Below are 24942 nucleotides of genomic sequence, written 5' to 3'. Positions count from 1 at the left end.
AATTGCCGGCTCTCTTCTTTTCAAGGTCTTGATTTCTTTGGCTCGCAAATGTTTCGCAGATCCCCATCAGCCTGCAGCTTCTTTTTAAAGCCTCTTGTCTTTTTCCTCGCCTTTCTCGTCATCCTTTCGCTCATCCGAATCGCCTTCTTTGCGGAGTTCCGCACGGGCGACTTTGGAGTGAGGGACTTTCTTCCGGCTTTCTGGATGGGCGTGCGCATTGATGCCAAATGGCTCGCGACCCTCATTCTCCCCGCCTGGATTTTCTGGCTCATGAGCGCAAAATGGCCGAAGGCGAAGAAATGGGCGGAAGCGTTCGGGCTCATAGCGGGCGGCCTGATGGTGCTCCTCGGCTTCGTCAACATTGAGTTTTTCAGGTTTTATGGGACACCGCTTTCTGCGGTGATCTTCGGCCTCTTTCAGGACGACACTCAGGCGATCATTAAAACGGTACTCTCCGACTGGCCGATTCTTCCCTACGTTGGGATCTTCCTCGCCGCGATGGCGGTGCCCGTCATTCTTTCCGCTCTGATTCCGTCGAAGGGCACGAACCCATACGGCGGAGCGATCAGCTTGAGAACGAAGGGGAATCTCATCATTGCGGTTGTAATGACGATTCTTTTGTCGCTCATCCTGCGCGGAAGTCTCGGGAAGTTTCCGCTTCGCTTTCAGAGCCTTTCCGTCTCGCCTCACACGTTCATCAATCAGTGCGTGCCGAATGGTGCCATTCTTTTCTATGAAGCCCTGTGCGATCAGTCGGCCCTCAACTTCAAGGACGGACGCGACGGCGAACTGAAGGCGCTTGGATTCAAAAATATTGACGAAGTCAATCAGGTGCTCACCGGCGCTTCACCTGCGGCACAGCCTCTGAAGCCGGCAAAGAAGCCCGACGTGGTGCTCGCCGTCATGGAATCCATGGGGCGCGACCAGTTCCTCTCCCATGTGCCGGGGAAGAACGACACGCTCGGGCGCCTTGCTGGCGAGCTTCGTGACGCCTGGGTCTTCACGAACGGCCTCACGATCGGTCCGGGAACCTTCCCGGCGCTCGAAGGCATTCTTTTCGATACGCCCTATACGCCGCTCTCGCAGAGCCGTTATGGGCATCTGCCGTTTCCTTTCTCCAAGGTGCTCCCCTTCAAAGAAGCGGGCTATGAAGTCGTTTTCGTGACTGGCGGAGACGCGAACTGGCGAAATCTCAGGGAGTCGCTCCCGCGTCACGGCTTTGACAAGGTGTATGGCGACGCGTCCATTCACGCCGCGTTCCCGGAAGCCGAAATCGGCACCTGGGGGATCGGCGACGAGTGGATGTTCAAGTTCGCAAAGCGCCTGATGGATGAGCGGAAAGCCTCCGACAAGCCCCTTCTCCTCGTGCTTCTCTCAACCTCGAACCACCCGCCCCATGAGGTGCCCGACGGCCGTGCGACGCTCCCAGTTGACCCGGATCTGCTCCCTCAGGCTATTGAGCGGGATAAGCCCCGCGCTGAATTCACGAAGATGCTTCAGACCTACCAGTACGCTTCCGACTGGCTTGGCTGGTTCGTCGGCAGCCTCCGTGAGGAAGGAAAGCTCTCCAATACCGTCGTTGCCTCCACGGGCGACCACAATGCGCGCTTCAAATATCCGCCTCAAGGGGCTTTTCATCATCAGTTGGGCGTTCCGATTCTTTTCTGGGTTCCGGCAGAGATCCGAAAAGAGCTTCCGCAGGTTGACCAGACCCAGTGGGTGACGGAGCGCGACATTTTTCCGACCCTCTCCGCACTCGCGCTTGGGAGGCTTCCTCTGCCCGAGGAGGGCCGGAACCTCGCGCTTCCGCACCGCAGCTTTGCCTACGGCTACTTCGGCGTTGGCAAATACGGCGTTGCCGTCGGGAAATCCGGAGCCGTGAGAATTGACTCCAAAGGAAAGCTTCAGTGCTTCCGACTGGAAGGGGACAAGTTTGAGAATCAGCCCTGTACGGAAGAACTCCTCCGCGAAGGGCGCTTCTCGGCTGCCCAGCGCGCGAAGGTCGGATGGGTGATTCGTTCTGCGCTTCTGCACTGAATGAAAATGGCAGGCACAAAAAATCCCGAACCGCATAAAGCTCATGAGACAGACTCATGAAACGGAACGGGAAATTCTGATGGTCCGCCCGGCGAGGCTCGAACTCACGACCCTCTGCTTAGAAGGCAGATGCTCTATCCAACTGAGCTACGGGCGGACACTTTCTTCTGGTCGGGGCGGCGAGATTCGAACTCGCGACATCCTGCTCCCAAAGCAGGCGCGCTACCGGGCTGCGCTACGCCCCGAAGATTGCAGATTATATGGAACTTCTTTCAAACAATCAAGAAACTTTTTTCTATTGGTCGAAAATTAATTCCATATAAATCACGGTCAGTCTTTTTTCTGCATAATAATGCGTCGAATTTCTGTGGAAGATATATTCGCAGTGCGGGGCATATATACCACCTTACAATATTTAGATAAATAATCAAAATGGCCCGCCCAGTCGTCACCTATAGCAAACAATCCAATATTATACTTTTTAATATCAGCAACCTTTTGCTCCCAATCATTTTCGGGAAATACTACATCTACCGCTCGAAGCGATTGCAGTAAAGTCACCCTATCTTCATACGACATAAAGGCGACCTTCCCTTTTTGCAAATTAAAAGCATCTGTTGATACACCTACGTATAGCTTATCTCCAAGAGATTTAAGTCTATTCAACAAAATCACATGCCCATAATGAAGTGCATCGAATGTACCATAAGTCAAGACATTCATTTTACTGCCTTTCTATAAAATGAGAAATTTTTATTAAATCTTCTATTGGCAGTTTACTTATCAAGGTATGAGGCAACTGCTTCCAGTTTGGAGTTTTGTAATTTCCATAAAGTAGCGTCAGATGATGATCGAGATTTTTTGGACATGGGTATGAGCGACCCTCAAACTGAGTTGTACGCAATGGGAAAAGTTCGTCCTTATCTAAGAAAATAGATGGGTGCGAAGCATGATGAAACTCAAATCCGTATACGACAGTTTCAGCATCTGCAAAATTATCAACAAAATCAAATCCAAAATTATGAAGCTTTCTAGCAAAATACGCTGAACGTTGCGTTGATAATGATTTATTTTTGAATATTGGATCAGAATTCAATGAACGCGTCAACGACACTTTCTCCGCGATCGTCATACGCCTTCCGATAAGATCTAAAACAAAAATATCCATGCCAATATATTCAGGCAAACATTGGTTATGCAACTTAATCAGCCCAATTTCTGGATAATACTTAAAATAGTATCCATCAAAAATAATTTTCTTAGATTTCTCTAGATTTAAAATAGCTTCAAAATCCCCCCCCCCCCTCAGCATACTAACATCAATATCATCATCCCATGGAATAAATTTAGAATTACGCGCCGCACCCAACAAAGTTCCAAAATCCAACCAATAATGCAACTTATGATCTTTGCAGAACGCATCGAAAGCATTTAGAAATTTAATCTGTATCAATTGCAAATTTCTATCTCCCCCCTTTGCCTCCAAACTATCCGACCTATCACACATTAAAAACTCTACGCTGCGTTCAACGTGATTTAATGTATTATTTATCCGCTCCAAAATTAATTTAGAGCGAGTCCACCCACAAAGCCTTATTCCAAGAAAATATATTGACCTCTTACAGGTTTCTTTATCATCAATAATTTTTAACATCGCGCAATATAGCTAAATGAGTTATAATTAAAGACTTATAGCATTTAGTCGCACAGTTATCCCGAAAGAACACAATACGTACCAACCTTCATCGTACCGTTTAAAATGCCACGGCACAATGCTCAATACTTCTAACAATGAGGCAGACTTCATGAGCCAAGCTCAAGACAATTCCAACGATCCCCTGCATGCCAAGAAGAAGGCCTGGTCCGGCCGCTTCTCTGAACCGGTTGACGCTTTTGTTCTTCGCTACACCGCGAGCGTTGACTTCGACAAGCGCATGGCGCTCGTTGATATTGATGGTTCCGTTGCTCACGCAACCATGCTCGAAAAGGTCGGCGTGATTTCCGCCAAGGACCTCGAAGACATCAAGCGCGGCATGGCTCAGATCCGCGAAGAAATTCAGTCCGGCAAGTTTGAGTGGCAGCTTGAGCTTGAGGACGTCCATCTCAACATTGAAGCCCGTCTTACCGCACTCATCGGCGACGCCGGCAAGCGCCTTCACACGGGGCGTTCCCGCAACGACCAGGTTGCCACCGACATCCGCCTCTACCTTCGCGGCGAAGTCGATGAAATCATCAATCGCGTCGAACACCTCCAGGAAGTGCTCGTTGCGCAGGCCGAGAAGAACTACAACGTCATCATGCCGGGCTTCACGCACATGCAAGTTGCCCAGCCCGTGACCTTCGGCCACCACATGCTCGCCTACGTCGAGATGCTCGAGCGCGACCGTGCGCGTCTCATTGACCTCCGTCACCGCGTCAACTCCTCGCCCCTCGGCTCCGCTGCGCTCGCCGGCACCACCTACCCGATCGACCGCGAATACACCGCGAAGCTCCTGGGCTTTGAGACGGTTTCCCAGAATTCGCTCGACGGCGTTTCCGACCGCGACTTCGCCATCGAATTCTGCGCTGCCGCCTCCCTCATCATGATGCACATCTCCCGTCTCTCGGAAGAACTCGTCATCTGGATGAGCCAGCGCTTCGGCTTCATCAAGCTTCCGGACCGCTTCACGACCGGCTCCTCAATCATGCCGCAGAAGAAGAACCCGGACGTTCCGGAAACTGCCCGCGGCAAATCCGGCCGCGTCTACGGCGACCTCATGGCGATGCTCAACCTCATGAAGGGGACGCCCCTTGCCTACAACAAGGATTTCCAGGAAGACAAGGAACCGGTTTTCGATGCGATCGATACGGTGAAGGACACGCTTCGCGCCTTCTGCGACATGATGGCCGGCGTCGAACCGCAGGCGGAAACGATGCACCAGGCCGCGCAGATGGGCTTCCCCACCGCAACCGACCTCGCCGACTACCTCGTCCGCCACGGCGTTCCGTTCCGTACCGCGCACGACATCGTCGGTCAGACGGTGCGTGCCGCCGCTGAACGCAACTGCGGCCTCGAACAGCTCCCGCTTGAAGTCCTCCAGGGCTTCTGCGACAAGATTGAATCCGATGTGTATTCGGTTCTGAGCCTTGAAGGCTCCGTCAACGCCCGCAATCACCTGGGCGGCACGGCGCCCAATCAGGTTCTTGCTCAGACGAAGCGCTGGGAAAAAATCTTTGCGGAACGCGCAGCAGCCAAGGCTTCTAAGTAACAATAAGCCTTGACTCCATCAAAAGCCGTCCGGCCTCAAGAGTCGGGCGGCTTTTTTCATAACGTTCCCCGGAACGTTTCTCCCCATCATCCCCAACCTTTCCGCCGAAGAAGAGCACACCATGGAAAGCTTCGTCAACACTTTAAACAGCATCATCTGGTCGCCGGTGCTGGTCGGTCTCTGCCTTTGTGCGGGCCTCTTTTTCTCCATCCGCTCCCGGTTCGTGCAGATCCGCATGATTCCGGAAATGTGGCGCCTCATCTTCCAGAAGAAGGAAGACGACATCGGGCTCTCGAGCTTTCAGGCGCTCACCATGACGCTGGCGAGCCGCGTCGGCACGGGCAACATTGCGGGCGTCGCCACGGCCATCTGCTTTGGCGGCCCCGGAGCCTTGTTCTGGATGTGGATGGTTGCTTTCCTCGGCGCCTCTTCCGCCTTCGTGGAATCGACGCTCGGTCAGATCTATAAGGAGAAGATCGACGGTCAATACCGCGGCGGCCCGGCCTTTTATATTGAAAAAGGCCTCAACTGCAAGCCTTATGCCTGGGCCTTCGCGATCGTTACGATTCTTGCTTCGGTCTTTTTCTGTCCCGGGGTCCAGAGCAATACGATTGCTGCCGCCTGGTCTCAGGCTTTTGAGATTGAACCTCCGATCACCGCCGCGATTATCGCGACGCTTCTCTGCTTCATTATTTTCGGCGGCTTGAAGCGCATTGCCCAGTTCACGAGCATCGTCGTCCCCTTCATGGCGCAAGCCTACATCGTAGTTGCCGTCATCATCGTCGGCGTCAACTACGAGCAGATTCCTCATGTCTTAGGACTCATCATCTCGAGCGCCTTCGGCATGGACTCTATCCTGGGTGGCATGTTGGGTGCTGCCATTTCCTGGGGCGTGAAGCGCGGCATTTATTCCAATGAGGCTGGCCAGGGTACTGCCCCGCATGCATCCTCTGCTGCTGCCGTTTCTCATCCGGTAAAGCAGGGTTTGGTTCAGGCGTTCTCCGTTTATATCGACACGCTTTTCGTCTGCACTGCGACCGGGCTTATGGTGCTCATGACGGGCTGCTACAACATTGTTGATCCCAATGGCGCCGTGCTTCATGAGGGGCTTCCTGGCGTTGAAGCCGGTCCGGTTTATACGCAGCTCGCGATTGATCAGTTGATGCCGGGGTGGGGCGGCCCTTTCATTGCCATCGCCATCTTCTTCTTCGCCTTCACAACGATTCTTGGCTACTACTACATGGCGGAGACCAATACGGCTTATCTCAATCGCACGATTAAGAAGCCGATTCTGATGCTAGTTGTGAAGGTGGTGTTTCTTGGAACTGTGGCGTTCGGCACGTTGCGTGCATCTTCCTTAATCTGGGCGATGGCTGACGTTGGCGTTGGGATGATGGCGTATCTAAATTTAACAGCTATATTATTATTACAAAGTATTGCTTTTATAGCTTTGAAAGATTATGAATATCAAAAAAAGCTATATATAAACCCTATTTTTCACCCAGATCAATTAAATATTAAAAATGCAACTTATTGGGATAGTGATCGTGCAGAAAAGAATTTAGTCGTAGAAGAAAGTCAAGGAGTCGACAATCTTAACGATATATCAAAAGTTAGAAGCCATACAAATTAATAAAAATAACATGAAAAGCAATACAGCCCTTGTTACAGCATTCTTCGACATTAATCGAAGTAAATTTAAAACATCAAAATTAGATAATTCAAAATACTTTGAATACTTTAAATTCGTTGCACATCTTCAAAACGATCTATTTGTATTTACAGATACAGATGAGCACAAAAAAATAATAGAGAATATTAGAAACAAATACTGCCCAAATTTTATAACAAAAGTTTACATTGAAAAATTAGATAAAATAGACGAAGATCTTTATAAAAAAATCTTAAATACATTCAATGAATTTGACCAGTCAACAATTCGAAAAGATCCAGACAGAATTGAATGTCTATACCCGAAATATTGCTTTATCAATATAGTTAAATTTATTTTCGTATCCAAAATAATAAACGATCACAATCAATATAACTATTACGGATGGATAGATTTCGGATTCAATCATGGAACAGAATATTATTCCACTCCATTAGCATTAACAGCATCCGTTGAAAATTTAAAGAAAAGGATAAATGCAGAAAGTGATAAATTAATTTTGTTTAAAACCCCAGAAAAAAATACAAATAACCGATCAATTGCTGAACTTTATATAACTCTTAATACTCCCATCATGGGAGGACTACAACTTGGAGGTAAAGGTGCATGGTCCATACACTATAAAAACATGCGCACCGCAATAAATACCTTCAATTCTCTAGGCATAGTAGACGACGATCAATTATACCTATTATATTGCTATAGGAATAATAAAGAAAATTATTTACTGTCACCAACAAATGCATGGTTTGATTCTTTAAATTACCTATTACCAATCAATTCAAAAATACAAATAAATACCGCCATTAAAAAATATAAATATTACTTATCTATATGCGGAAAATATTATAAAAACAAATATTTTCTTAAGGCTATAGCATCACTATCTAAAGCTTTGTTGTATTATATTTTTAAAAGAAAAGCTAAATGCAGACAGTGCAAAATTTCACGTGTCGACGACAATATTGATATTAACAAAGCAATGCTATAGTTGACGAATGGGCTACGGGCGGCTTGGAGTCAGGCTGCCTGTACCTAAAGGGGACTCTCATTCGAAATATACAAGCACGAATGAGGGGCTTCAGCTAGAAATGTTCTCCTGCGTGTGCTCGAGCTTTTCTTCGTGATTCTTCGCCCCTTTCAGTCGCAGACTCGTTTTAAGCTAACGATTCAGAAACTCATCCAGGTTCAGTTCCGGCTAATAAGGGGGACGAAAAAAGAGTTCTATCTCTTCCTCATGAGCCTCGCACCAGGCGGGTGAACAGCCCTGGCCTGCTATTGTCGCAGATGACGAAGAGCTTTCTGCCTTGGCCGTCCACAAGGCAAAGCCGAACTTCAGCTGCGCGGGACTCTTATCGACAATCCAGTTGATAACCCCTTCTTTGCTTCTTCACGGCTGAGCTGCCTCATTTCTTTTGTAGCTGTCCCCCTCATGCCACGCTTCTTGCCGGCCACGGCGCTGTTAAAGCCTTTAACCTAGTAGATCGATCTTGGTAACCCATTGGCGGCTCAGTCCTAGTCTGCGTACCATTTCAGCGCTCTTGACTCCCTCATGGAAGTAAATGTAAATGACAAAGCGGCGGCAAAGCTTTATTTGAGCTTCACGAGTGGACTTGCGGCCGCGAAGGTAGTGGTAAATTTTATATCACAATGCATTTAATATGTAAAACATATCCATAACGCTTTTTCAAATATAGTGATGCCATATTAATGGCTTATAAATATATCAGATTGATATATACAAAAAAATAAATACCAGAATTAAATTTTTAGTTTTTATATTTATTAATTAAATAATTAAAGACACTATCACGATCTAACAGCGCAGAGTCATCAATTTTATATGTTAGCTTGTGAATTGGATATCTTAAAATGTTATCAACCTTCAATTTAACTTTATTAATATCACTCGATAACAACATTTGAAGATCATGAGGGAATGTATCAGATATTGAAATGTATTTATAGTTTTTTAACAAATTCCCTCTATTTTTAATTTGGTCGAAAATAATATGACATAAAAAATAATGCCTATAAAATTGCTCATTTAACCAATACTTATTCAAAATATCCCATAACATTCCAAATAAAGGATCACCCTTTGGGGCTTTGATTATACTACTCAACCAGTTTACTCTAACGCCAGCTCCCCATCGAAAATAATCAGAATAAAGTCTATACTTCAATCTATCCAATTTTCCTACTTCTCCACTTCTCTCAAAAAAAACTCGTTCATTATTTAACAATTCATATGGTACATTACTAATAAGGACAGTTGCATCTATCCATATTCCACCATATTTATAGAGAAGACCGCATCTCAACAAATCAGAATATGAAGCATAAGAGTATCCATGTCTATTGAGCCTAGCCATTTGAAGGAAATGTTCATCAATATTCAAATATTTATTGACACTTTCATCATTTAAACAAATAACTTGATAACCGGCTTGCTTAAAATGGTAATAAACTGTATTCATGCATATTTTAACAATTTTAGGTAAACACTTATCACCTTGTGCCCAATATTGCCAAACAATTTTTGGTTGGTTTTTCTCATCTGATGATCCATATCTAATCGAATCAACAATTGAAAGGTATTTATTCTCTATTTCATTAGCAATAATTTCTTCTTTATTCGAATCTGATATATGCTCTTTACTAAGTAATCTGTAAATTTTTTTTCTAACAATTTTCCGTTTCTGACCAAAACAAATTGGCGCACTAATTAAATTGCTGATTATTTTGGCCACATCAATTCTCTTCTTCATATATTCCATCCTTTATGATTATATATTTATTCTATTAAATTTATTGTTAAATATCACTACTTAATACACAAGTCCAATCATTTAGACCCAGGTTAACTATAATTAGATAAACCATCTTTTAATGCAGTCGAGAGTCCTGAATATACTAGCTATCAGTTTAATGTTTGGAATGAGGTCTCTAGGTTCTTTAATAATCTCACAGGTGTAAAGATCATCCCATCTTTCATAATGCACTTCCATTAGTAACGAATCAACTTGATCTTTGATTTTGCAATTCTGGGAGATACTCAGTAGGTTAAGGATCGTACGATAAGTTCTATCGATCTGCAAATTCAACTGCGAGAGGCGATAGCCTGACCAGCTGTGTCTTACAGAAGTTTAAAAAAATTAACAGCCAGATATGTCGAGATTTCTTTTATGCACATTCGATTTTATATGCGATTTGGGTCATCTGATCGAGTATATTACAGTACTTGATGACGTGAAACTCGTCGATGATAAATGTTAACGGGCAGCAAAAATGAGACTGCTAACCCACAGCGATAATGAGACTTTTTCTGCCCCTCTGGGTGACACCAGCAATCGGCAAGAGTTTCACAACAGCGCTGATCTTTTCAAGGAGGCGAAAAGCTACACAGCGGCTTTTCTGGTAACGCGCGAGCTCGCGGATTGGTTTGCGGGCATTGTGCTGGCCGAGCGCTCCACTTCGGCACCTGGCGGCGGTACCGGCATTTAGCCTACGGGCACTGAGGCAAGCTCTGTCAAGCGAACGTGGAATAAACGAGCGCGGCCTTCAGACGCGCGAAGCTTTATGCCGCGAAAGTCGCTTGACAGAAATCCCTGAGATATCATTTAGTTAAGGCGGATGCATCCAAGCGCAGCGCGCGGTGCATTCGCCTTAACGACCCACCATCTCAACGGTGCTTCAACCGTTGAGTTATCTCTTGGGCTTCAACTTTTCCTTGGCTGCTGCAATACGAGCATTGATTGCTTTCGCTTCTTCGATCTTTCGGTTCAGTTCCTCCCGTTTCGCCATCGCTTTCAGAGCCGATCTCCTTTGCATTTCGTGCCAGGGGCTCTTTTGCGTCGTTTCTGAGTCTCCTTTCTTTTGACGCCCCACTTCATCAACGCGGTGATTCAGTGTCTTGGCCGTTTCTTCCGGTGTTGCGACTGACATTTTCAATTTCGTTCTGTCGTGTTCCGTGAATTCGAGCACGTGGTAGCGTTTTCGGATTCTCGGCCCCTCTTTGGTGATCCGCTTGCGATGTTCAACCTCGTCGCACCAGAGGATTTCCACCCGCCCATCGGCATACTCCAGCAGATTGCACTCAGTCTTCATCATTGCTCCCCTCATGGAGCGGCCCACCCCGACAATCTGCAGTGTCTTGCTGCCGTAGGACACCGTCAGGTTCCTGCTGATCATACGTGTATGCCATCTGGCAAAGATCTGCTCAATGCGTTCTTTCGTTTCCTCCAGCAGCGGCGCGTGGCTATCCTTAGAGTCAGCGGGAGCAATTGCGAATTCTTGGTTATAGCTCGCCAGCAATTCCGGCATTCGTGAATTTGCTTCCGCCATATTTCTGATGCCCAGCACACGGAACTCTTTTGGCCATCGTCCCTGCAGCGTGCTGAATGTTCGCTCGACCCGCCCTTTGGCTTCTGGCGAATTAGCCCGTATCCCCGTTACCCCCAACTCCCGACAGACTCTTTGAAATTGTGTTTCCTCGGATTTTCCGCTCTTCGAGGGATTTACTGGGGCAAAGATGGAATGTCTGTCGCTGTACAGAGCCCATGGAATCCCATATTTTTCAATGTACTTATTCAGCAACTGAAGATATCCTTCAGATGTTTCTGTTGGATAGAAGCCGGCGACCATGATGCGGCTTGTTGCGTCATCGACAAAGATGAGAAGCGCGTAGCTGTTATCGTCTCCGGTTCCCTCGAACCATGGATGCGGACTGCCGTCAATTTGAATCAGTTCCCCAACGCTCGATCTGCGGCGGCGCAGCTTATGCGCGGTCGACCTGCGCTCCTTTGGAGTTTCTTCCGGACGAAGTGTTGTCAGGATTCGTCGTACCGTTTCAACGGAGACCTCAATACCCTCAATGAGCAAATACTTATGCAGGAGGGTTGCCTGGAAGCCCTCATATTTGCCTGTTGCAAACTCGATGATCCTCGCTCTGATCTGCGGATCGAGCTTATTGGCCGGAACACGATTCCCTTGACCGGTATGTGAGGGCAGCCGACCTGTCTCTCGCCAGTTCTTGAGATGCCGCATAAACGTGCTGCGAGGCATCTGCATCAATGTCTTGGCATCCTCAACGCTATAGAGATGCCTTTCGTAGCCTTCAAAAATTTCCTGAGGTGTCAGCCGAGGGATTTCGGACTCAACAACAGAAGGGCCCCGAGACTTTCTTGCTTGTTTCGACATAGCAGTCTCCTTGGTAATTAAGCCGAAGGGATTTCGACTTAATATCCAAGGAATACATTATGTTAAGAGGAAATACCATTGTCGATATTCAGCATATTCAGTAGTCTCATGCAGAGGTATCCTGTCTTATTGCTGTGGTATCTCATCTCATTTCGTCATGGCATCGGGTCCCATTCATTTGTATGCAGTTCTGCCGCTGGGGCAAGTAGTCTCAGTGCAGAGGTAAAGCTGACCAAGAGTGGTATGCCGTCTCATTCAGAGCGGTTTGCAGTCTCAATCCCTGTGGTAATCCATCTCTCTTTACGGAGGTATCGGGTCTCAGTGGTAATGGGTCTCGTGGTAGCGGAGGTATCCAGGCCAACAGGATGTTGGTATATCGTCCCGGTCAGATACGGTATATGGTCTCAAATCCTTGGCGTATCACGTCTCAAAGTCGTTGGCTAAACAGTCTCGTTTACGCTGACCGTTAACAAACTCGTCGATGATAAAATTCGACTCAATGGTCTGCTGTGACCTGTTGCTTTCCATTTGGTAAATGGGGCTAACTGGTTCATAATGAATTTTATGAACTGATCAGCATCAATAGTAAAGTTGCAAACACACAATCTCTAGCTGCCTATAAGGCCTACGAACAATCTCCCTCTGGAGGGGCGTAACGATTAGCGTAAACAAAACTATTTATCCAATAACTTTAAGATACCTCGCCAACAATTCTTGGCGTTGCGGACTTAGAATTTATGTCTACTTGTCGACAGTTTTGTCAATAGACAGAGAGACACTCTAAAATTTAATATTAATCCGCATTTTATATTTACACACCAATTATTTTCTAATATTCGCTAATGCAATTAAAGCATTTTAAATATCTTTAAAAAAACAACTGGCAAATCGACAGAGCTTGTAGAAAATATTATTTATAATAGAAATACAATATGAATAAATACATATCAATTTGTTTTGCAATTAATAACTCATACTACGAACAAACAATTAAAATTATTAAATCAATCATTACCTACACCAATTCAGAATTGATTAAAGTATACGTCTTGTTCAACGATTTAGATGCGGAAAATAAAATAAAAATACTCAATTTGCAGAATAACAACGCACGGGTAAATATTAAACTAATCAAAATATCTAATTATATTTTCGACAATATTAAAATAACAATTCCACATACAAGCATTGAAACCTACTTTAGGTTACTTATTCCTACAATTTTTAAAGATATTGAAGACAAAATTCTCTATCTCGATGCAGATATCGTCATTCGACACAATATTGATGACTTATGGGAAACTGATATTCAAAATTTCTGTCTTGCAGGAGTAGAAGACACATTCATCAAAGCAATAAACTACAAGAACAATATTGGCTTACTTAATGATGATATTTATGTGAATGCAGGGGTTTTATTGTTCAATATTAAAAGAATCACTCAGTTGTTTAGTGGTGATGAAATCATATCAGCCGCAGAAAAAATAGAAAAATCAAAAAAAATTAATTTCCAAGATCAAGATATTATAAATATAATATTTAAAGGACAAATCAAGAAAATTAACAAAAGATTCAACCTAACGATGGCAGAAATCAGAAATTCATCCATAGATATTATCGAAAATGCTGCAATAATCCATTATACAGGATCAAAAAAGCCTTGGAACGTAAAAAACCCAGATTCAATTCCCTATAAATATTATTTTACAGAAACTAACAACATAAATAAGCTTTCGTCCTCTTTAAAAAAGGAAGATTATAACGGATATAGGCATTATTCTTGGTTTTCTATTCCTCTTTGGAAAAAAAGATTAAAATAAGCGTCTGCCCCGATAAAAGAGCAGTTTTCGTGATTTGTTATAAAACAACTAAAAATAAATTTATCTCAAGTCATCAAAAGTCGAATTAAATTTATGCCACAAATAATAAAATTTCCATTTTTGATATTCAAGTATTGTCGATGGTATACTGCAATTTTTAGAACGCAACAAATCCAATATAAATTTATCAGCATTAATCATTAAAATAGATCTATTGGCATCTGGATGCAACAACAAAATTTTAGAAACAATAATATTATGCAACTCCCATAAGTTTCCTCTACAGATTGAATGGACATCAAGACCAAGCTGGTTAAAAAATAGATCTCTCACTCTATAAGATGAAGAAACTTGAATTTGTCTATATTCTTTCCTTTCCAATCCTCTTCTATATCTTAAACAGATAGAATCTAGATTAATAAAGTTATATTTTTTGGTTCTTAGCAACTCTAACCATAATGCATAGTCTTCTGCATTCTTCACATTCGGATATCCACCAACCGACAATACAGCTTTTCTATTCAATATCACAGTAGGGTGGCATATACAACAATAAAATGGCAGACTAGCAGCAATATTCTCCATTGTTAATGGTAAATTTTTCTTTAATACTGGCTTTCCATCTTCTAAATAGACTGCTTTTGTTCCTAAAACTGAAACACTCTTAGAATTTTCTAAATAATCCATTTGCACTTCTAGTCTATGAGGGAATGCCCAATCGTCAGCATCCATCCGGGCAACCCACTCAGTACCGGATTCTTCTAGACCTCGATTGAGCGAATAAACCAATCCCTTATTCCCATCATTATTTAATATTTTAATCCTACCATCCCTTGATGGTAAGGACATCAAGAACTCCGTCATTTCCTGATTAGATCCGTCATTAATAATCAAAAAGTTAAAATCACGAAAACTTTGATTTAGTATAGAGGAAACAGCCCCCTCTACCCAATCTAAACGGCCATTATATACGGGCATTAATACTGTTAATTTCTTCATAATTTATTATAGAATATCAATATTAATAAAATCTGTTAGTTTAATCAGTGCCGAAACATTATATGAAAAGCCCCCCAACTCGATGACTCCTGTTAATTTATTTTTTTCATTTCTATATAATAAGCATACCTTAGGGGCCCCTGCAGAACTAGAATTATTACTCACTATATTTTTAATTTTTTCTAGATATAGAGTGTGGTAGCATGGTCTTATCATAATACGAGAAACATGCGCACTAAAATACCCCGTCAAATCATCAATGCCATCAACAACTATGGATAATTGTTTTGTATAGTCATCAAATTTTACTTTTCCAACTGCTTCCAAGAAATTACCATTCTCAATTTTATTTTTATATTTTTCCCAGACCGTGGTATAAATCAGTAATTCGATCACGCTTGAACCATCATCCAGTTTAACGATACCGAATGCCCCCTTCTTCCCTACTACCTGTCTCACTTCCCCTACAAGACCAGTTACATGAATTGTTTCTCTTCCAGGGACTAGATCAAGTAATCGTTTACGACCCAATTCATTTCGAAACAAGTTTCTGTACTGTTCATAAGGATGGCCACTAACCCAAAAACCATAAACACTTTTCTCCCATTCCAGGGCTTTAGACTCTATCGGAGAGTCTTCTTTAAGTAGGGGGGTAGCCACTTCCTCACCAAAAAGTGCATCCTGCCCTAGATGATCCTGAAGCCCTCTTGAATACTGAATTGCATCACTCACGTTGGCAAGCAGGACATTCCTTCTGCGATCAATGGAATCAAAGGCGCCAGCTTTGATCAGGCTCTCAAAAATCTTCTGATTGATCTCCGGTACGCGCTTGGCAAAGTTGAAGATGTCCGTGTACGGACCTTCCTCCTTGCGGCTTCTGATAATGCTTTCGACCACAGATCGGTTGATGCCTTTTATGGCGCCGAGACCAAAACGAATCTGCGCTTCGTTAGGAACCGAGAAGAACCAGTCGCTCTGGTTGATATCAGCAATCAGGAAATTAATGCCGTTGTTTTTTGCATCGGTGACAAGCGCGTTCATCTTATCGCCGTCATCCATCACCATGCAGAGGTTGGCTGCATAGAAGGATGAGGTGTGGTGCACCTTGAGATAAGCCGTCTGATAGGCGACATAGGAATAGGCCGCTGCGTGGGATTTATTGAAGCCGTATCCCGCAAATTTCTCCATCAAGTCGAAAATTTCAGTCGCAACCGATTCCTTGACGTTGCGTTCAGCGGCGCCCTTAACAAAAACAGCGCGCTGACGCTTCATTTCCTCGACGTTCTTTTTACCCATGGCGCGACGCAGCAGGTCTGCGCCGCCAAGCGAGTAGCCGCCAACCACCTGGGCGACTCGCATCACCTGTTCCTGATAAACCATGATGCCGTAGGTTTCCTTGAGCACCGGCTCCATGCGCTGGTCAAGGTATTCCACTTTCTCTCGGCCGAATTTTCGGTCAATAAAGGACGGAATCAGATCCATCGGGCCCGGACGATAGAGCGCGTTTAAAGCAACCAGGTCTTCAAGGCGGTCGGGCTTCGCCTGCTTGAGAAGCGTGCGCATGCCTTCCGATTCAAACTGGAATACGGCAGCGGTATTGCCCTGTTGGAAGAGTTCATAGGTTTCAACGTCATCTACCGGAATGCGTTCCAATTCGAAATGCTGTTCCGGATAGAGCTTGTCGATGAACTCAACAGCTTTTGCCAGGATGGAAAGCGTGGTGAGGCCAAGAAAGTCGAACTTCACCAAGCCGACATTTTCCACGTCCTTTTTATCGAACTGGCTGATCGTATTTTCAGGACGCCCGTCGGAGTTATAGAGTGGGCAGAAGTCCGTGAGTTTCCCCGGCGCAATCAGCACGCCGCCGGCGTGCATGCCGAGGTTTCGCGTGAGACCTTCGAGGGGCTTCGCGATCCGAATGATTTCCTTATATTCGTCGTCGTTTTCGATCGCGTCCTTGAATTCCGGCACTTCAGCAATCGCTTCGTCAAGCGAAATATTTCTGCCGGGCTGCATCGGAATGAGCTTCGAGAGCGCATCCGTTTTCATGTAGGGAACGTCCAGTGCGCGGCCGACGTCGCGCACCACGGCCTTGGCGCCCAACGTTCCAAATGTTGCAATCTGGCTCACGGCGTCAGCACCGTACGCACGCTTCACATAGTCAATTGTGCGGTCGCGGTTGTACTGACAGAAGTCCACGTCGAAGTCAGGCATGGACACGCGTTCCGGATTGAGGAAGCGTTCAAAAAGGAGGTCGAAATGAAGCGGATCCAGATCCGTAATGCCAAGAGAATAAGCGACAAGCGAACCTGCGCCTGATCCGCGTCCCGGCCCCACCGGAACGCCGTTTCGCTTCGACCAGTTGATGAAGTCCTGAACGATAAGAAAGTACCCCGGGAACTTCATGCCCTTGATGATGCCGAGTTCGTATTCGAGGCGCTTGTCGTAAGCCGGACGCTTCTCTTCCAGAACCTTGGGATCCGGATAAAGAAACTCGAGGCGCTTCTGGAGGCCTTCCTTAGAGAGCTTGTCGATGTAGTCGTCAAGCGACATGCCGTCAGGCGTGGGGAAAAGCGGGAGCTGTGGTTTCGAGAGCACGCCGTCAAGATTGCAGCGCTTTGCGATTTCAACGGAGTTGACGAGCGCAGCCGGGATGTCCTTGAAGAGCTCGCACATTTCGTCTTCGCTCTTAAAGTACTGCTCTTCCGTAAAGCTTCTGCTCCGACGCGGATCTTGGAGCGTATAGCCCTCTGCAATGGAGCAGCGCACTTCATGCGCTTCAAAATCTTCCTTGTTGAGGAACTGAATCGGATGGGTCGCTACGACCGGAATCCGGTGTTCGGTGGCAAAATTCGCCAGTCGCGCGGTAGCAAGCTCGTCGGAAGGTCGTCCGGCACGCTGGAGTTCAACATAGAAGCAGTCCGGGAACCAGGCCTTATAGCGCTCGAGCGCCTCTTCTGCGAGCGCCCAGCGCTTCGATAGAAGGAGCTGTCCGAGTTCGCCCTGCGAGGCGCCCGAGAGGCAAATGAGACCCTTCCCGCCGCCGTTATCAAACCAGGCGGGGTCAATCAACCCGCGGGCAGCGTCGTTCTTCGTAAGAAACGCTTTCGTGAGGAGCACGCAGAGGGAGTGGTAGCCCTCATGATTCATGCAGTAGACCCCGAGCCGATACGGCTTCTTCAGGTCCTTCGGATTCATGACCTTCAAGTCGCATCCGAGAATCGGCTTGATGCCGGCAGCGAGCGCATGCGTATAAAAGCGCAGGCCGCCAAAAATATTCATCAGGTCGCAGATGCCGATGGCAACGCCTCCGCTCTTTTCCACTGCATGGATCATGGGATCCACGCGAACGATGCCGTCTGTAATCGAATATTCGGAATGGAACCGGAGATGGATGAAGCGAGGATCGGTCATGTGGGTGCTTAAAGAGTACGGATGCAAAAACGGCGCCAAAGGTTCAGAACCCAAAGCGCCGTCATGTGCGCCGATGTCGGGATATCGGCGCCGTTCATGCAGAAAAGGAATCAGCTTCCTTGCTGCTCGATGAAGTGCATTCTGAGGTTCGAATCGTATGGCTGAATTTTATTGCGCAGAGCCTCCGAAACGAGCGCATCCTCAAGATTCTCTTTGAGGAGCACCGCATGCACTTCCGGGTGGGCCCTGAGGAAAGCTTCCGCCTTATCCCAGCCCATTGCGAAAAGCGCCGTGCAGAGCGCATCAGCGCGAGCCCCATGGCTGTCGACAATCGTGACGGACGCAATGTCCGTCGTCACCGGTCGACCGGTTACCGGACTCAAAATATGGCCGTACCGACGACCGTTCTTTTCGAAGTTGCGTTCATACGCGCCGGAGGTAATGACGCTCTCGTTCGCTGCAGAAATGACGGCGAAATAGCTGCCGCGTTCCTTGTCCGGGCTCCGGAGCCCGATGCGCCAGGGCTGTCCGGGAAATTTTTCACCGATAGCAACGACATTGCCGCCGAGATCCAGGAGACCGTGCGTGGCTCCCGCCACAACGAGCTTCTCAGCGAGCTTCTGGCCGATGTAGCCCTTGGCAATGGCGCCCATATCGACGTTCTGGCCCTTGCCGATCTGCATGAACCATTGTCCCTTGTCTTCCCAGACGCGGACCTTGCGGTGATCAACGAGTTCAATCGCCTTTTTGATTGCTTCGTCTGAGGGCACTTCATTTCCGCCGAAGCCGATCTTCCAGAGGTTGACGAGCGGGCCGATCATGGGCTCAAAGGCGCTCCCGGTTTCATCGGCAATCTTCAGTGCCATTCTCGACATTTCAGCGATTTCCGGCGTCACCGGCACGGCTTCCCCGGCACGGCGGTTGACTTCATTCAGGGGCGTTTCCTTGTGCACGCTCATCATGTCGTCATAGCGCTTCACTTCCGACTCCACAAGTTCGGCATAGCGCTTCACAGCTTCAGGCGTTTTTCCGAGGAGCTTCGCGCTCACCACCGTTCCCATATGAAGGGTCGTGGTGTCGAGCTCGTATTCTGCGGCTTCAGCCTCCTGAGACGCGGACGCAGGTGCCGCCGATACGCTTTCCGGAGGGAAAGAAAAGCCGATGGCGGCAGCAATGGCCAAAGAAACGGCAAGCAGTCGAAGCGTTCTACCGGGGACAAGGAAAGAAAGAGAATGACGAAGCATGGTTTCTCACAAAGAGCAGCAATTCTTCTGGAGAAGCAATAAAAAAGGGGGATGGCGCTTCAATAGCGGTCCCCCTTATGACTGATGAGGCGCTTTAAGAGCGTCTCAGCTCAATCCCGAGATTACTGGGCCTTCGAGAGAGCATCCTTAACGGCAGCCTTGATGCCCTCGGAGGAGAGCGTGGCGCCGCCGACGGAGTCAACACCTTCAACGCCGTTCTTCTTGACGATTTCCGGGATCATCTGTTCGATCGGAGCAGCGATGATCATTTCGGTTTCGCCGTGCTTCACAACCTTGACGTCGGCAATCTTGCCGCCCTTGACATCAACCTGAACGGTGATGACGGACTCACGGCCCTTGCCTTCACCCGTGTAGGAGCCATCCTTGTAGGTGGCAGCCTGGGCGCCGACGGCGAGAAGAGCAGCAGCAGCGGCAACAATAATCTTCTTCATGATATGCAGTACCTTTCAAATGAAATGCGCTTTGGGCCATAGGGCGCCTTGAGAAGGGCTGAATCGTTTATCCCTTCCTCTGCGCCCGATCGGCAGAAATGAACCTGGGAGGGTTTTATCCTATCTCCCGGCGACGGCTCATCATATCACAGGAAATTTTCGGAATTTCAGAGAAGCCTCTCCCATTGGAGAGACTTCTCTTGGATTAGGCAAAATACCTTATTTTCCCCAGGAATCGCGAAGTCCGACGGACAGATTGAAGACAGGGTGTTCCGGCGAATGATCCTTGCGGTCGGCAACGAAGTAGCCGCTGCGCTCGAACTGGAACTTGTCGTCAGGCTTTGCCTCTGCCGTGCAGGGCTCCACAAACGACTGGAGAATCGTCTTCGAATTGGGCGTGAGACGGTCGAGGAAGCTTCCTTCGCCTGCTTCCGGATTGGGTTCGCAGAAGAGCCGGTCGTAGACGCGCACTTCCGCGGCCTTTGCCGTCCCGGCGTCCAGCCAGTGAATGGTGGCCTTCGTCTTCACGCTCATCGAGCCTTCGGTGCCGGAGCGCGTTTCAGGGAGGTAATTTGCATGCACTGCTATCACCTTCCCGGAAGCATCCTTTTCAAACGAGGTCGGGACGATCACGTAGCCGTAGCGCAGACGCACGGGCTTGGCGGGAGACCCGTCAGCCGGGATCGTGAGACGGCGGAAGCCCTTGGGCGGCACTTCCGCAAAATCACTCTCCTCAATCCAGAGCTCGCGCGAGAAAGTGATTTCACGCGTTCCCATTTCGGGCTTCTGCGGATGATTTTCCGCGATCAGCGTTTCAGACTGACCTTCCGGATAATTGTCGATGATGAGCTTCAGGGGATGAAGCACCGTCATGCGGCGCTCAGCACGCGCTTCGAGGTCCTCGCGCAGGCACTGCTCAAGCACGGAATAGTCGATCCAGCCGCCCGCAACGCGGGAAACGCCGCAGCGTTCCGCAAAGGTCTGGAGGCTTTCCGGCGTAAAGCCGCGGCGGCGCAGACCCACGATCGTGGGCATGCGGGGATCGTCCCAGCCGTCGACGTAATGTTCCGTGACGAGCTGAATGAGCTTGCGCTTGCTCACCACCACATACGTGAGGTTCAGACGGTTGAATTCGTACTGATGCGAGAGGAGGAAGAAGTTCTTTCTCACCGTCGCCGAGAGCGCTGCCTGAAGGAGCGGAGTGAAGTTTTCCGGATGCGCGAGGAGCACTTCGAAGAAGTGCTTCACGGACGCATCCGAGAGGTCGGCGGGCACGCCATCCTTCCAGCCTTCGAAAAGCTTCGCAACTTCTGCTTCCGGAGCGCTCTGACCGAGCTTCTCGCGCGCCGCATAAGCTGCCGCAGCGAAAGCCATGGCTCTTGCATCCTCGCCCTTTGCCATCGCGGCAACGATCTTCTGCGCTTCCTCATACTGGGGAGTGCGAAGCACCGGGATCACGCGCTCAAGCGCCCAGTCATAGAAAGCACGCTGGTCTTCGAATTCGAGCGTGCAGATCGAGTGAGTGATGTTTTCGAGCGAATCCTCGATCGGGTGCGCGAAGGTGTACATCGGATAGATGCACCACTTGTTGCCCGTCGAATGGTGTTCAGCAAAGCGGATGCGGTAGATCGCCGGATCGCGAAGGTTGATGTTGGGGCTCGCCATGTCGATGCGGGCGCGAAGCACCATCGAACCTTCGGCGTGCTTGCCGTCTCTCATTTCGCGGAAGATGCGCAGATTCTCCTCAACCGAACGATCACGGTAGGGAGAGTTCTTTCCCGGTTCCTTCAACGTGCCGCGGTTGTCGCGCATTTCGTCTGCCGTCTGCTCATCCACATAGGCGTAGCCCGTCTTGATGAGGTGTTCGGCAAAAGCGTACATGTACTCAAAGTAGGAGCTTGCGAAATAAAGGTTCTTTTCGCTGCCGTGCTCCCAGGAGAAGCCGAGCCAGCGGACGCTGTCGAGAATGCCGTCGACGTACTCCTGATCCTCCTTCACGGGATTGGTGTCGTCAAAGCGCATGTGGCAGCGGCCGCCGTAATCGCGGGCGAGACCGAAGTTGAGGCAGATGCTCTTCGCGTGACCGATGTGGAGGTAGCCGTTCGGCTCCGGCGGGAAACGCGTACGGATTTTCGCCGTATCGGGCTGGCCTTTCTCGAGCTCCTCGGAATAGGGAGCCGGATAGCCGCACCAATAGCGCGGCTGATTGGCGCCTTCAGCCAGATCCTCTTCGATGATGTTGCGAATGAAGTTGGTTGCACGCCCGGTCTGGGCTTCCGTGTTGTCGCTCATCGCGTTTCTTGAATCCTGGGAAAGAGAGAAAAAACCGACGCCGACCTGAGGGCGCCGGTTAAAGATGAAAGTTTGAATTTTAGCGCGGCGTTTGTTTTCTTACGCTTTGCGGGGCAGGCGCAGAATCAGGCTCGAGGTGTCGAGCCTCCCGTCGCCTTTTGCGCTCAGCTCGTCATAGAACCCGAGAACCTGACGGGCAACGTCGAGCTTCGAGCCGTTCCTTTCGGCTTCATTGAGCGCAATGCCGAGGTCCTTCCTCATCCAGTCAATCGCAAAGCCGAAGTCGAACTTGCCTTCGACCATGGTTTTGCTGCGGTTGACCATCTGCCACGACGAAGCCGCTCCGCCCGAAAGCGCGGAAATGAGCTTATCCATATCGAGTCCGGCATTCATGCCGAAGGCAAGGCCCTCAGCGAGCCCCTGAACGCACCCTGCAATGCAGATCTGGTTCACCATCTTGGCGAGTTGCCCGGAGCCTACCGCACCGAAATGCGTGATCTGACTGCTGTAAGCCCGGAGCACCGGATCGATCCGGGAGCAGACCGAGGCTTCGCCCCCGAGAAGCACCGTGAGGCATCCGTTTTCGGCGCCTGCCTGACCGCCAGACACCGGCGCATCCACCCAGTCGACGCCCTGCTTATGAGCCTCGAGGGCGAGCTCGCGCTCGACCATGGCGCTTGCCGTCGTGTGGTCCACAAACACCGCTCCTTCCGCCATGCCGGCCAACGCTCCGTTTTCACCAAGGACGACGCTTCTCAGGTCATCGTCGTTGCCGACACAGGCAAAGACAACCTGAGCGCCCTCTGCAGCCTCACGCGGCGTTTCCACGATCCGGCCGCCGAACTCAGCCGCCCAGCGCTCGGCCTTTGCCGTCGTGCGGTTGTAGACAGAGACTTTGTGACCCGCACGCGCAAGATGACCGGCCATGGGATACCCCATGACGCCGAGGCCGATGAAGGCTACCGATAGGGGTTCGGTCTGAGGATAGTTTTTGGTCTGCATAGGAGTCTGTCCGGGGAATGCGGAAAAAGGGGTTCCCGCCGTGCGGAAGGCAAATTGCCCTTCGCACGGCAGCGGTGATTTCAAAGTGATCAGTGAATGCCGGTACGCTCGAAAGCTTCTTCAGCGGTCTTCACAACCTTGCGCGCGAGCGCTGCCGTCGGGTCGATGACCACCACATGCGCGCCCGCAACTTCAAAGTCGTCCGACTCATCGAGAATCAGCGGGAGTTCCGTGCAGCCGAGGATCAGGCAGTTGCAGCCATGGTCGCGCACAAGCACTTCTGCAGCCGAAAGCAGATCCTCACGGCAGACGCCGTCGGTATAGCCCGCCTTGGCGCCCTTCGGTCCGTAAATCGCCGCCATGACACGCTCCTGGTGCTCGGCATCCGGCACAAACATGGCAAGCCCCATGGCTTTCGCCTTGTCGGAGTAAATGCCCGTCTGGACGGTACCGGTCGTAGCGAGAAGTCCGATCCGAGCCTTGTCGCCGAGCTTCGCCTTGATTTCATCGAGCGCTGCCTGCTGCATGTTGATGAAGGGCGTGCGGATGAAGCGCTGGAGATAAGGAAGGAACGCATGCGCCGTATTGCAGGGAACGATGATCGCGTCGCATTCGTCGTCCTCGAGGCGCTTCGCGCAGTTGAACATTGCAAGCGTCGGGTCCACGCCGCCGCGAAGAAGCGCCGCCGTCCGGTCAGGGATCTGCGGATTCTGCTCAACCACTACCTTGATGTGTTCCTGGTCCGTCTTCGCGGGCGTCGCCTTCACTATCTTGTCGTAAAGGTCCACCGTTGCCGCGGGCCCGAGACCGCCGATGAGGCCCACCTTGAAGGGCTTCGGGAGGCGCTTCGGCGTCGCCTTGACGGCTTCCACGGCGGCATTTCTCAGGAGGTCGATGACGGGGAGTCCCCGCAGACGCAGCTCTTCCGCAAAGCGCGCCATCTGCGTGCAGTTCGGGATGAGCACTTCCGCACCGGCTTCCAGAAGCTTCTCGCCCGCCTTCATCATCATCTCTTCGTTCTCTGGAGAGAAGCCGTGCTTTTTGAGGGCTTCGCCCGGGCTCTGCAGGATATCGTAGATCGGCGTGAGGTCTTCAGCGAGCTTCACGAACTCAAAGTCGGCGCCGAAAATCTTCTCATAAAAGTCCTGCGGCACGGCACGTCCCAGAAGACCAATCCTGCGGATGCCTTCGGCTTTGAGGCTTTCGGGGAGCCCCGCAAGAAGCGAGATCACCGGAACCTGAAGCTCCTTCTGGAGTTCAGGAAGGAAGGGTTCCGTTCTGACATCCGGGATGATGACGGCTTCGCAGCCGGCTTTCTGGAGTTCCGAAGCCGCGAGGAAAGCCGCAATCTTGCGGTCGCCCAGCGCGATCCTCGGCGTCGGCGGCTCAAGCGGCATTTCTTGAGCCGATTCGACGACCTCGACTTCCATATCGAGGTCGGAGCCCGTGGCAATGAGCCAGGCCTTGATCTTGAGCCCCGGGAGCGGATTTACACCACACGCGACGCCAATTTTTTTGAATCCCATGTTGTCTCTCCTCAAAATTTATTAGACCTCAAGC

17 protein-coding genes and 2 tRNA genes are annotated in these 24942 nt (G+C 49.0%); 6 read left to right on the top strand and 13 right to left on the bottom strand.

Going from position 1 to position 24942, the window contains the following annotated elements:
• Positions 1 to 48: 48 nt before the first annotated feature.
• On the top strand, positions 49 to 2037 hold the full coding sequence (locus FG381_RS09720) for an LTA synthase family protein (protein WP_139688610.1): 1989 nt from the start codon (positions 49 to 51) through the stop codon (positions 2035 to 2037).
• Between the two features lie 80 nt (positions 2038 to 2117).
• Here FG381_RS09720 and FG381_RS09715 read toward each other — a convergent pair.
• From FG381_RS09715 to FG381_RS09700, 4 genes are all read right to left on the bottom strand, one after another.
• Positions 2118 to 2194, bottom strand: a tRNA-Arg gene (locus tag FG381_RS09715).
• Positions 2195 to 2205: 11 nt separating this feature from the next.
• A tRNA-Pro gene (locus FG381_RS09710) sits at positions 2206 to 2282 on the bottom strand.
• An 85-nt stretch (positions 2283 to 2367) separates the two neighbouring features.
• Complete coding sequence (locus FG381_RS09705; RefSeq protein WP_139688609.1) at positions 2368 to 2760, bottom strand: adenylyltransferase/cytidyltransferase family protein; 393 nt, start codon at positions 2758 to 2760, stop codon at positions 2368 to 2370.
• A 1-nt stretch (position 2761) separates the two neighbouring features.
• Positions 2762 to 3691 (bottom strand): LicD family protein, encoded by a 930-nt coding sequence (locus FG381_RS09700; RefSeq protein WP_139688608.1) that lies wholly within the window; start codon positions 3689 to 3691, stop codon positions 2762 to 2764.
• Between the two features lie 151 nt (positions 3692 to 3842).
• Between FG381_RS09700 and argH the strand changes: the two genes are divergently transcribed.
• The 3 genes from argH to FG381_RS09685 all read left to right on the top strand — a co-directional run bounded on the left by argH (position 3843) and on the right by FG381_RS09685 (position 7948).
• Positions 3843 to 5285: an argininosuccinate lyase gene (gene argH / locus FG381_RS09695; protein ID WP_139688607.1), complete on the top strand. Its 1443-nt coding sequence runs from the start codon at positions 3843 to 3845 to the stop codon at positions 5283 to 5285.
• A 121-nt stretch (positions 5286 to 5406) separates the two neighbouring features.
• The gene (locus FG381_RS09690; protein WP_139688606.1) at positions 5407 to 6918 is read left to right on the top strand and encodes an alanine/glycine:cation symporter family protein; all 1512 of its coding nucleotides are present in this window, start codon (positions 5407 to 5409) and stop codon (positions 6916 to 6918) included.
• A gap of 10 nt (positions 6919 to 6928) precedes the next feature.
• Positions 6929 to 7948 carry a WlaTC/HtrL family glycosyltransferase gene (locus FG381_RS09685; RefSeq protein ID WP_139688605.1) on the top strand — a complete coding sequence of 340 codons (1020 nt, stop codon included), beginning with the start codon at positions 6929 to 6931 and terminating at the stop codon, positions 7946 to 7948.
• Positions 7949 to 8726: 778 nt separating this feature from the next.
• On the opposite strand, the gene FG381_RS09680 is transcribed toward FG381_RS09685, so the two are convergent.
• Positions 8727 to 9728: a capsular polysaccharide synthesis protein gene (locus tag FG381_RS09680; protein ID WP_165697863.1), complete on the bottom strand. Its 1002-nt coding sequence runs from the start codon at positions 9726 to 9728 to the stop codon at positions 8727 to 8729.
• Positions 9729 to 10248: 520 nt separating this feature from the next.
• On the opposite strand from FG381_RS09680, the gene FG381_RS09675 reads away from it, so the two are divergent.
• Entirely contained in the window at positions 10249 to 10464 is a 216-nt protein-coding gene (locus FG381_RS09675; RefSeq protein ID WP_139687002.1) for a hypothetical protein, read from the top strand.
• A gap of 201 nt (positions 10465 to 10665) precedes the next feature.
• On the opposite strand, the gene FG381_RS09670 is transcribed toward FG381_RS09675, so the two are convergent.
• A complete protein-coding gene (locus tag FG381_RS09670) occupies positions 10666 to 12159 on the bottom strand; it encodes an ISNCY family transposase (RefSeq protein WP_139687003.1) in 1494 nt (497 codons plus the stop codon).
• A gap of 932 nt (positions 12160 to 13091) precedes the next feature.
• Between FG381_RS09670 and FG381_RS09665 the strand changes: the two genes are divergently transcribed.
• The gene (locus FG381_RS09665; protein ID WP_139688603.1) at positions 13092 to 13979 is read left to right on the top strand and encodes a glycosyltransferase family 8 protein; all 888 of its coding nucleotides are present in this window, start codon (positions 13092 to 13094) and stop codon (positions 13977 to 13979) included.
• 60 nt (positions 13980 to 14039) lie between these two features.
• On the opposite strand, the gene FG381_RS09660 is transcribed toward FG381_RS09665, so the two are convergent.
• The 7 genes from FG381_RS09660 to cuyB all read right to left on the bottom strand — a co-directional run bounded on the left by FG381_RS09660 (position 14040) and on the right by cuyB (position 24908).
• A complete protein-coding gene (locus tag FG381_RS09660) occupies positions 14040 to 14978 on the bottom strand; it encodes a glycosyltransferase (protein ID WP_139688602.1) in 939 nt (312 codons plus the stop codon).
• A gap of 6 nt (positions 14979 to 14984) precedes the next feature.
• A complete protein-coding gene (dnaE, locus tag FG381_RS09655) occupies positions 14985 to 18446 on the bottom strand; it encodes a DNA polymerase III subunit alpha (protein WP_228025631.1) in 3462 nt (1153 codons plus the stop codon).
• A 56-nt stretch (positions 18447 to 18502) separates the two neighbouring features.
• Entirely contained in the window at positions 18503 to 19636 is a 1134-nt protein-coding gene (locus FG381_RS09650) for an FAD:protein FMN transferase (protein ID WP_139688601.1), read from the bottom strand.
• Positions 19637 to 19758: 122 nt separating this feature from the next.
• Positions 19759 to 20088 carry an FMN-binding protein gene (locus FG381_RS09645; protein WP_139688600.1) on the bottom strand — a complete coding sequence of 110 codons (330 nt, stop codon included), beginning with the start codon at positions 20086 to 20088 and terminating at the stop codon, positions 19759 to 19761.
• A gap of 219 nt (positions 20089 to 20307) precedes the next feature.
• Positions 20308 to 22380, bottom strand: a complete 2073-nt coding sequence (locus FG381_RS09640) for a glutamine--tRNA ligase (protein WP_139688599.1) — start codon at positions 22378 to 22380, stop codon at positions 20308 to 20310.
• A gap of 99 nt (positions 22381 to 22479) precedes the next feature.
• Positions 22480 to 23382, bottom strand: a complete 903-nt coding sequence (locus FG381_RS09635) for an NAD(P)-dependent oxidoreductase (RefSeq protein ID WP_139688598.1) — start codon at positions 23380 to 23382, stop codon at positions 22480 to 22482.
• An 89-nt stretch (positions 23383 to 23471) separates the two neighbouring features.
• Entirely contained in the window at positions 23472 to 24908 is a 1437-nt protein-coding gene (cuyB, locus tag FG381_RS09630) for a cysteate racemase (RefSeq protein WP_139688597.1), read from the bottom strand.
• Between the last annotated feature and the right edge of the window lie 34 nt (positions 24909 to 24942).

Source organism: Sutterella faecalis (assembly GCF_006337085.1).
Lineage (GTDB): Bacteria > Pseudomonadota > Gammaproteobacteria > Burkholderiales > Burkholderiaceae_F > Sutterella > Sutterella faecalis.
The sequence above is the reverse complement of the archived record's forward strand: the minus strand, read 5'-3'. Positions and strand labels throughout refer to the sequence as shown.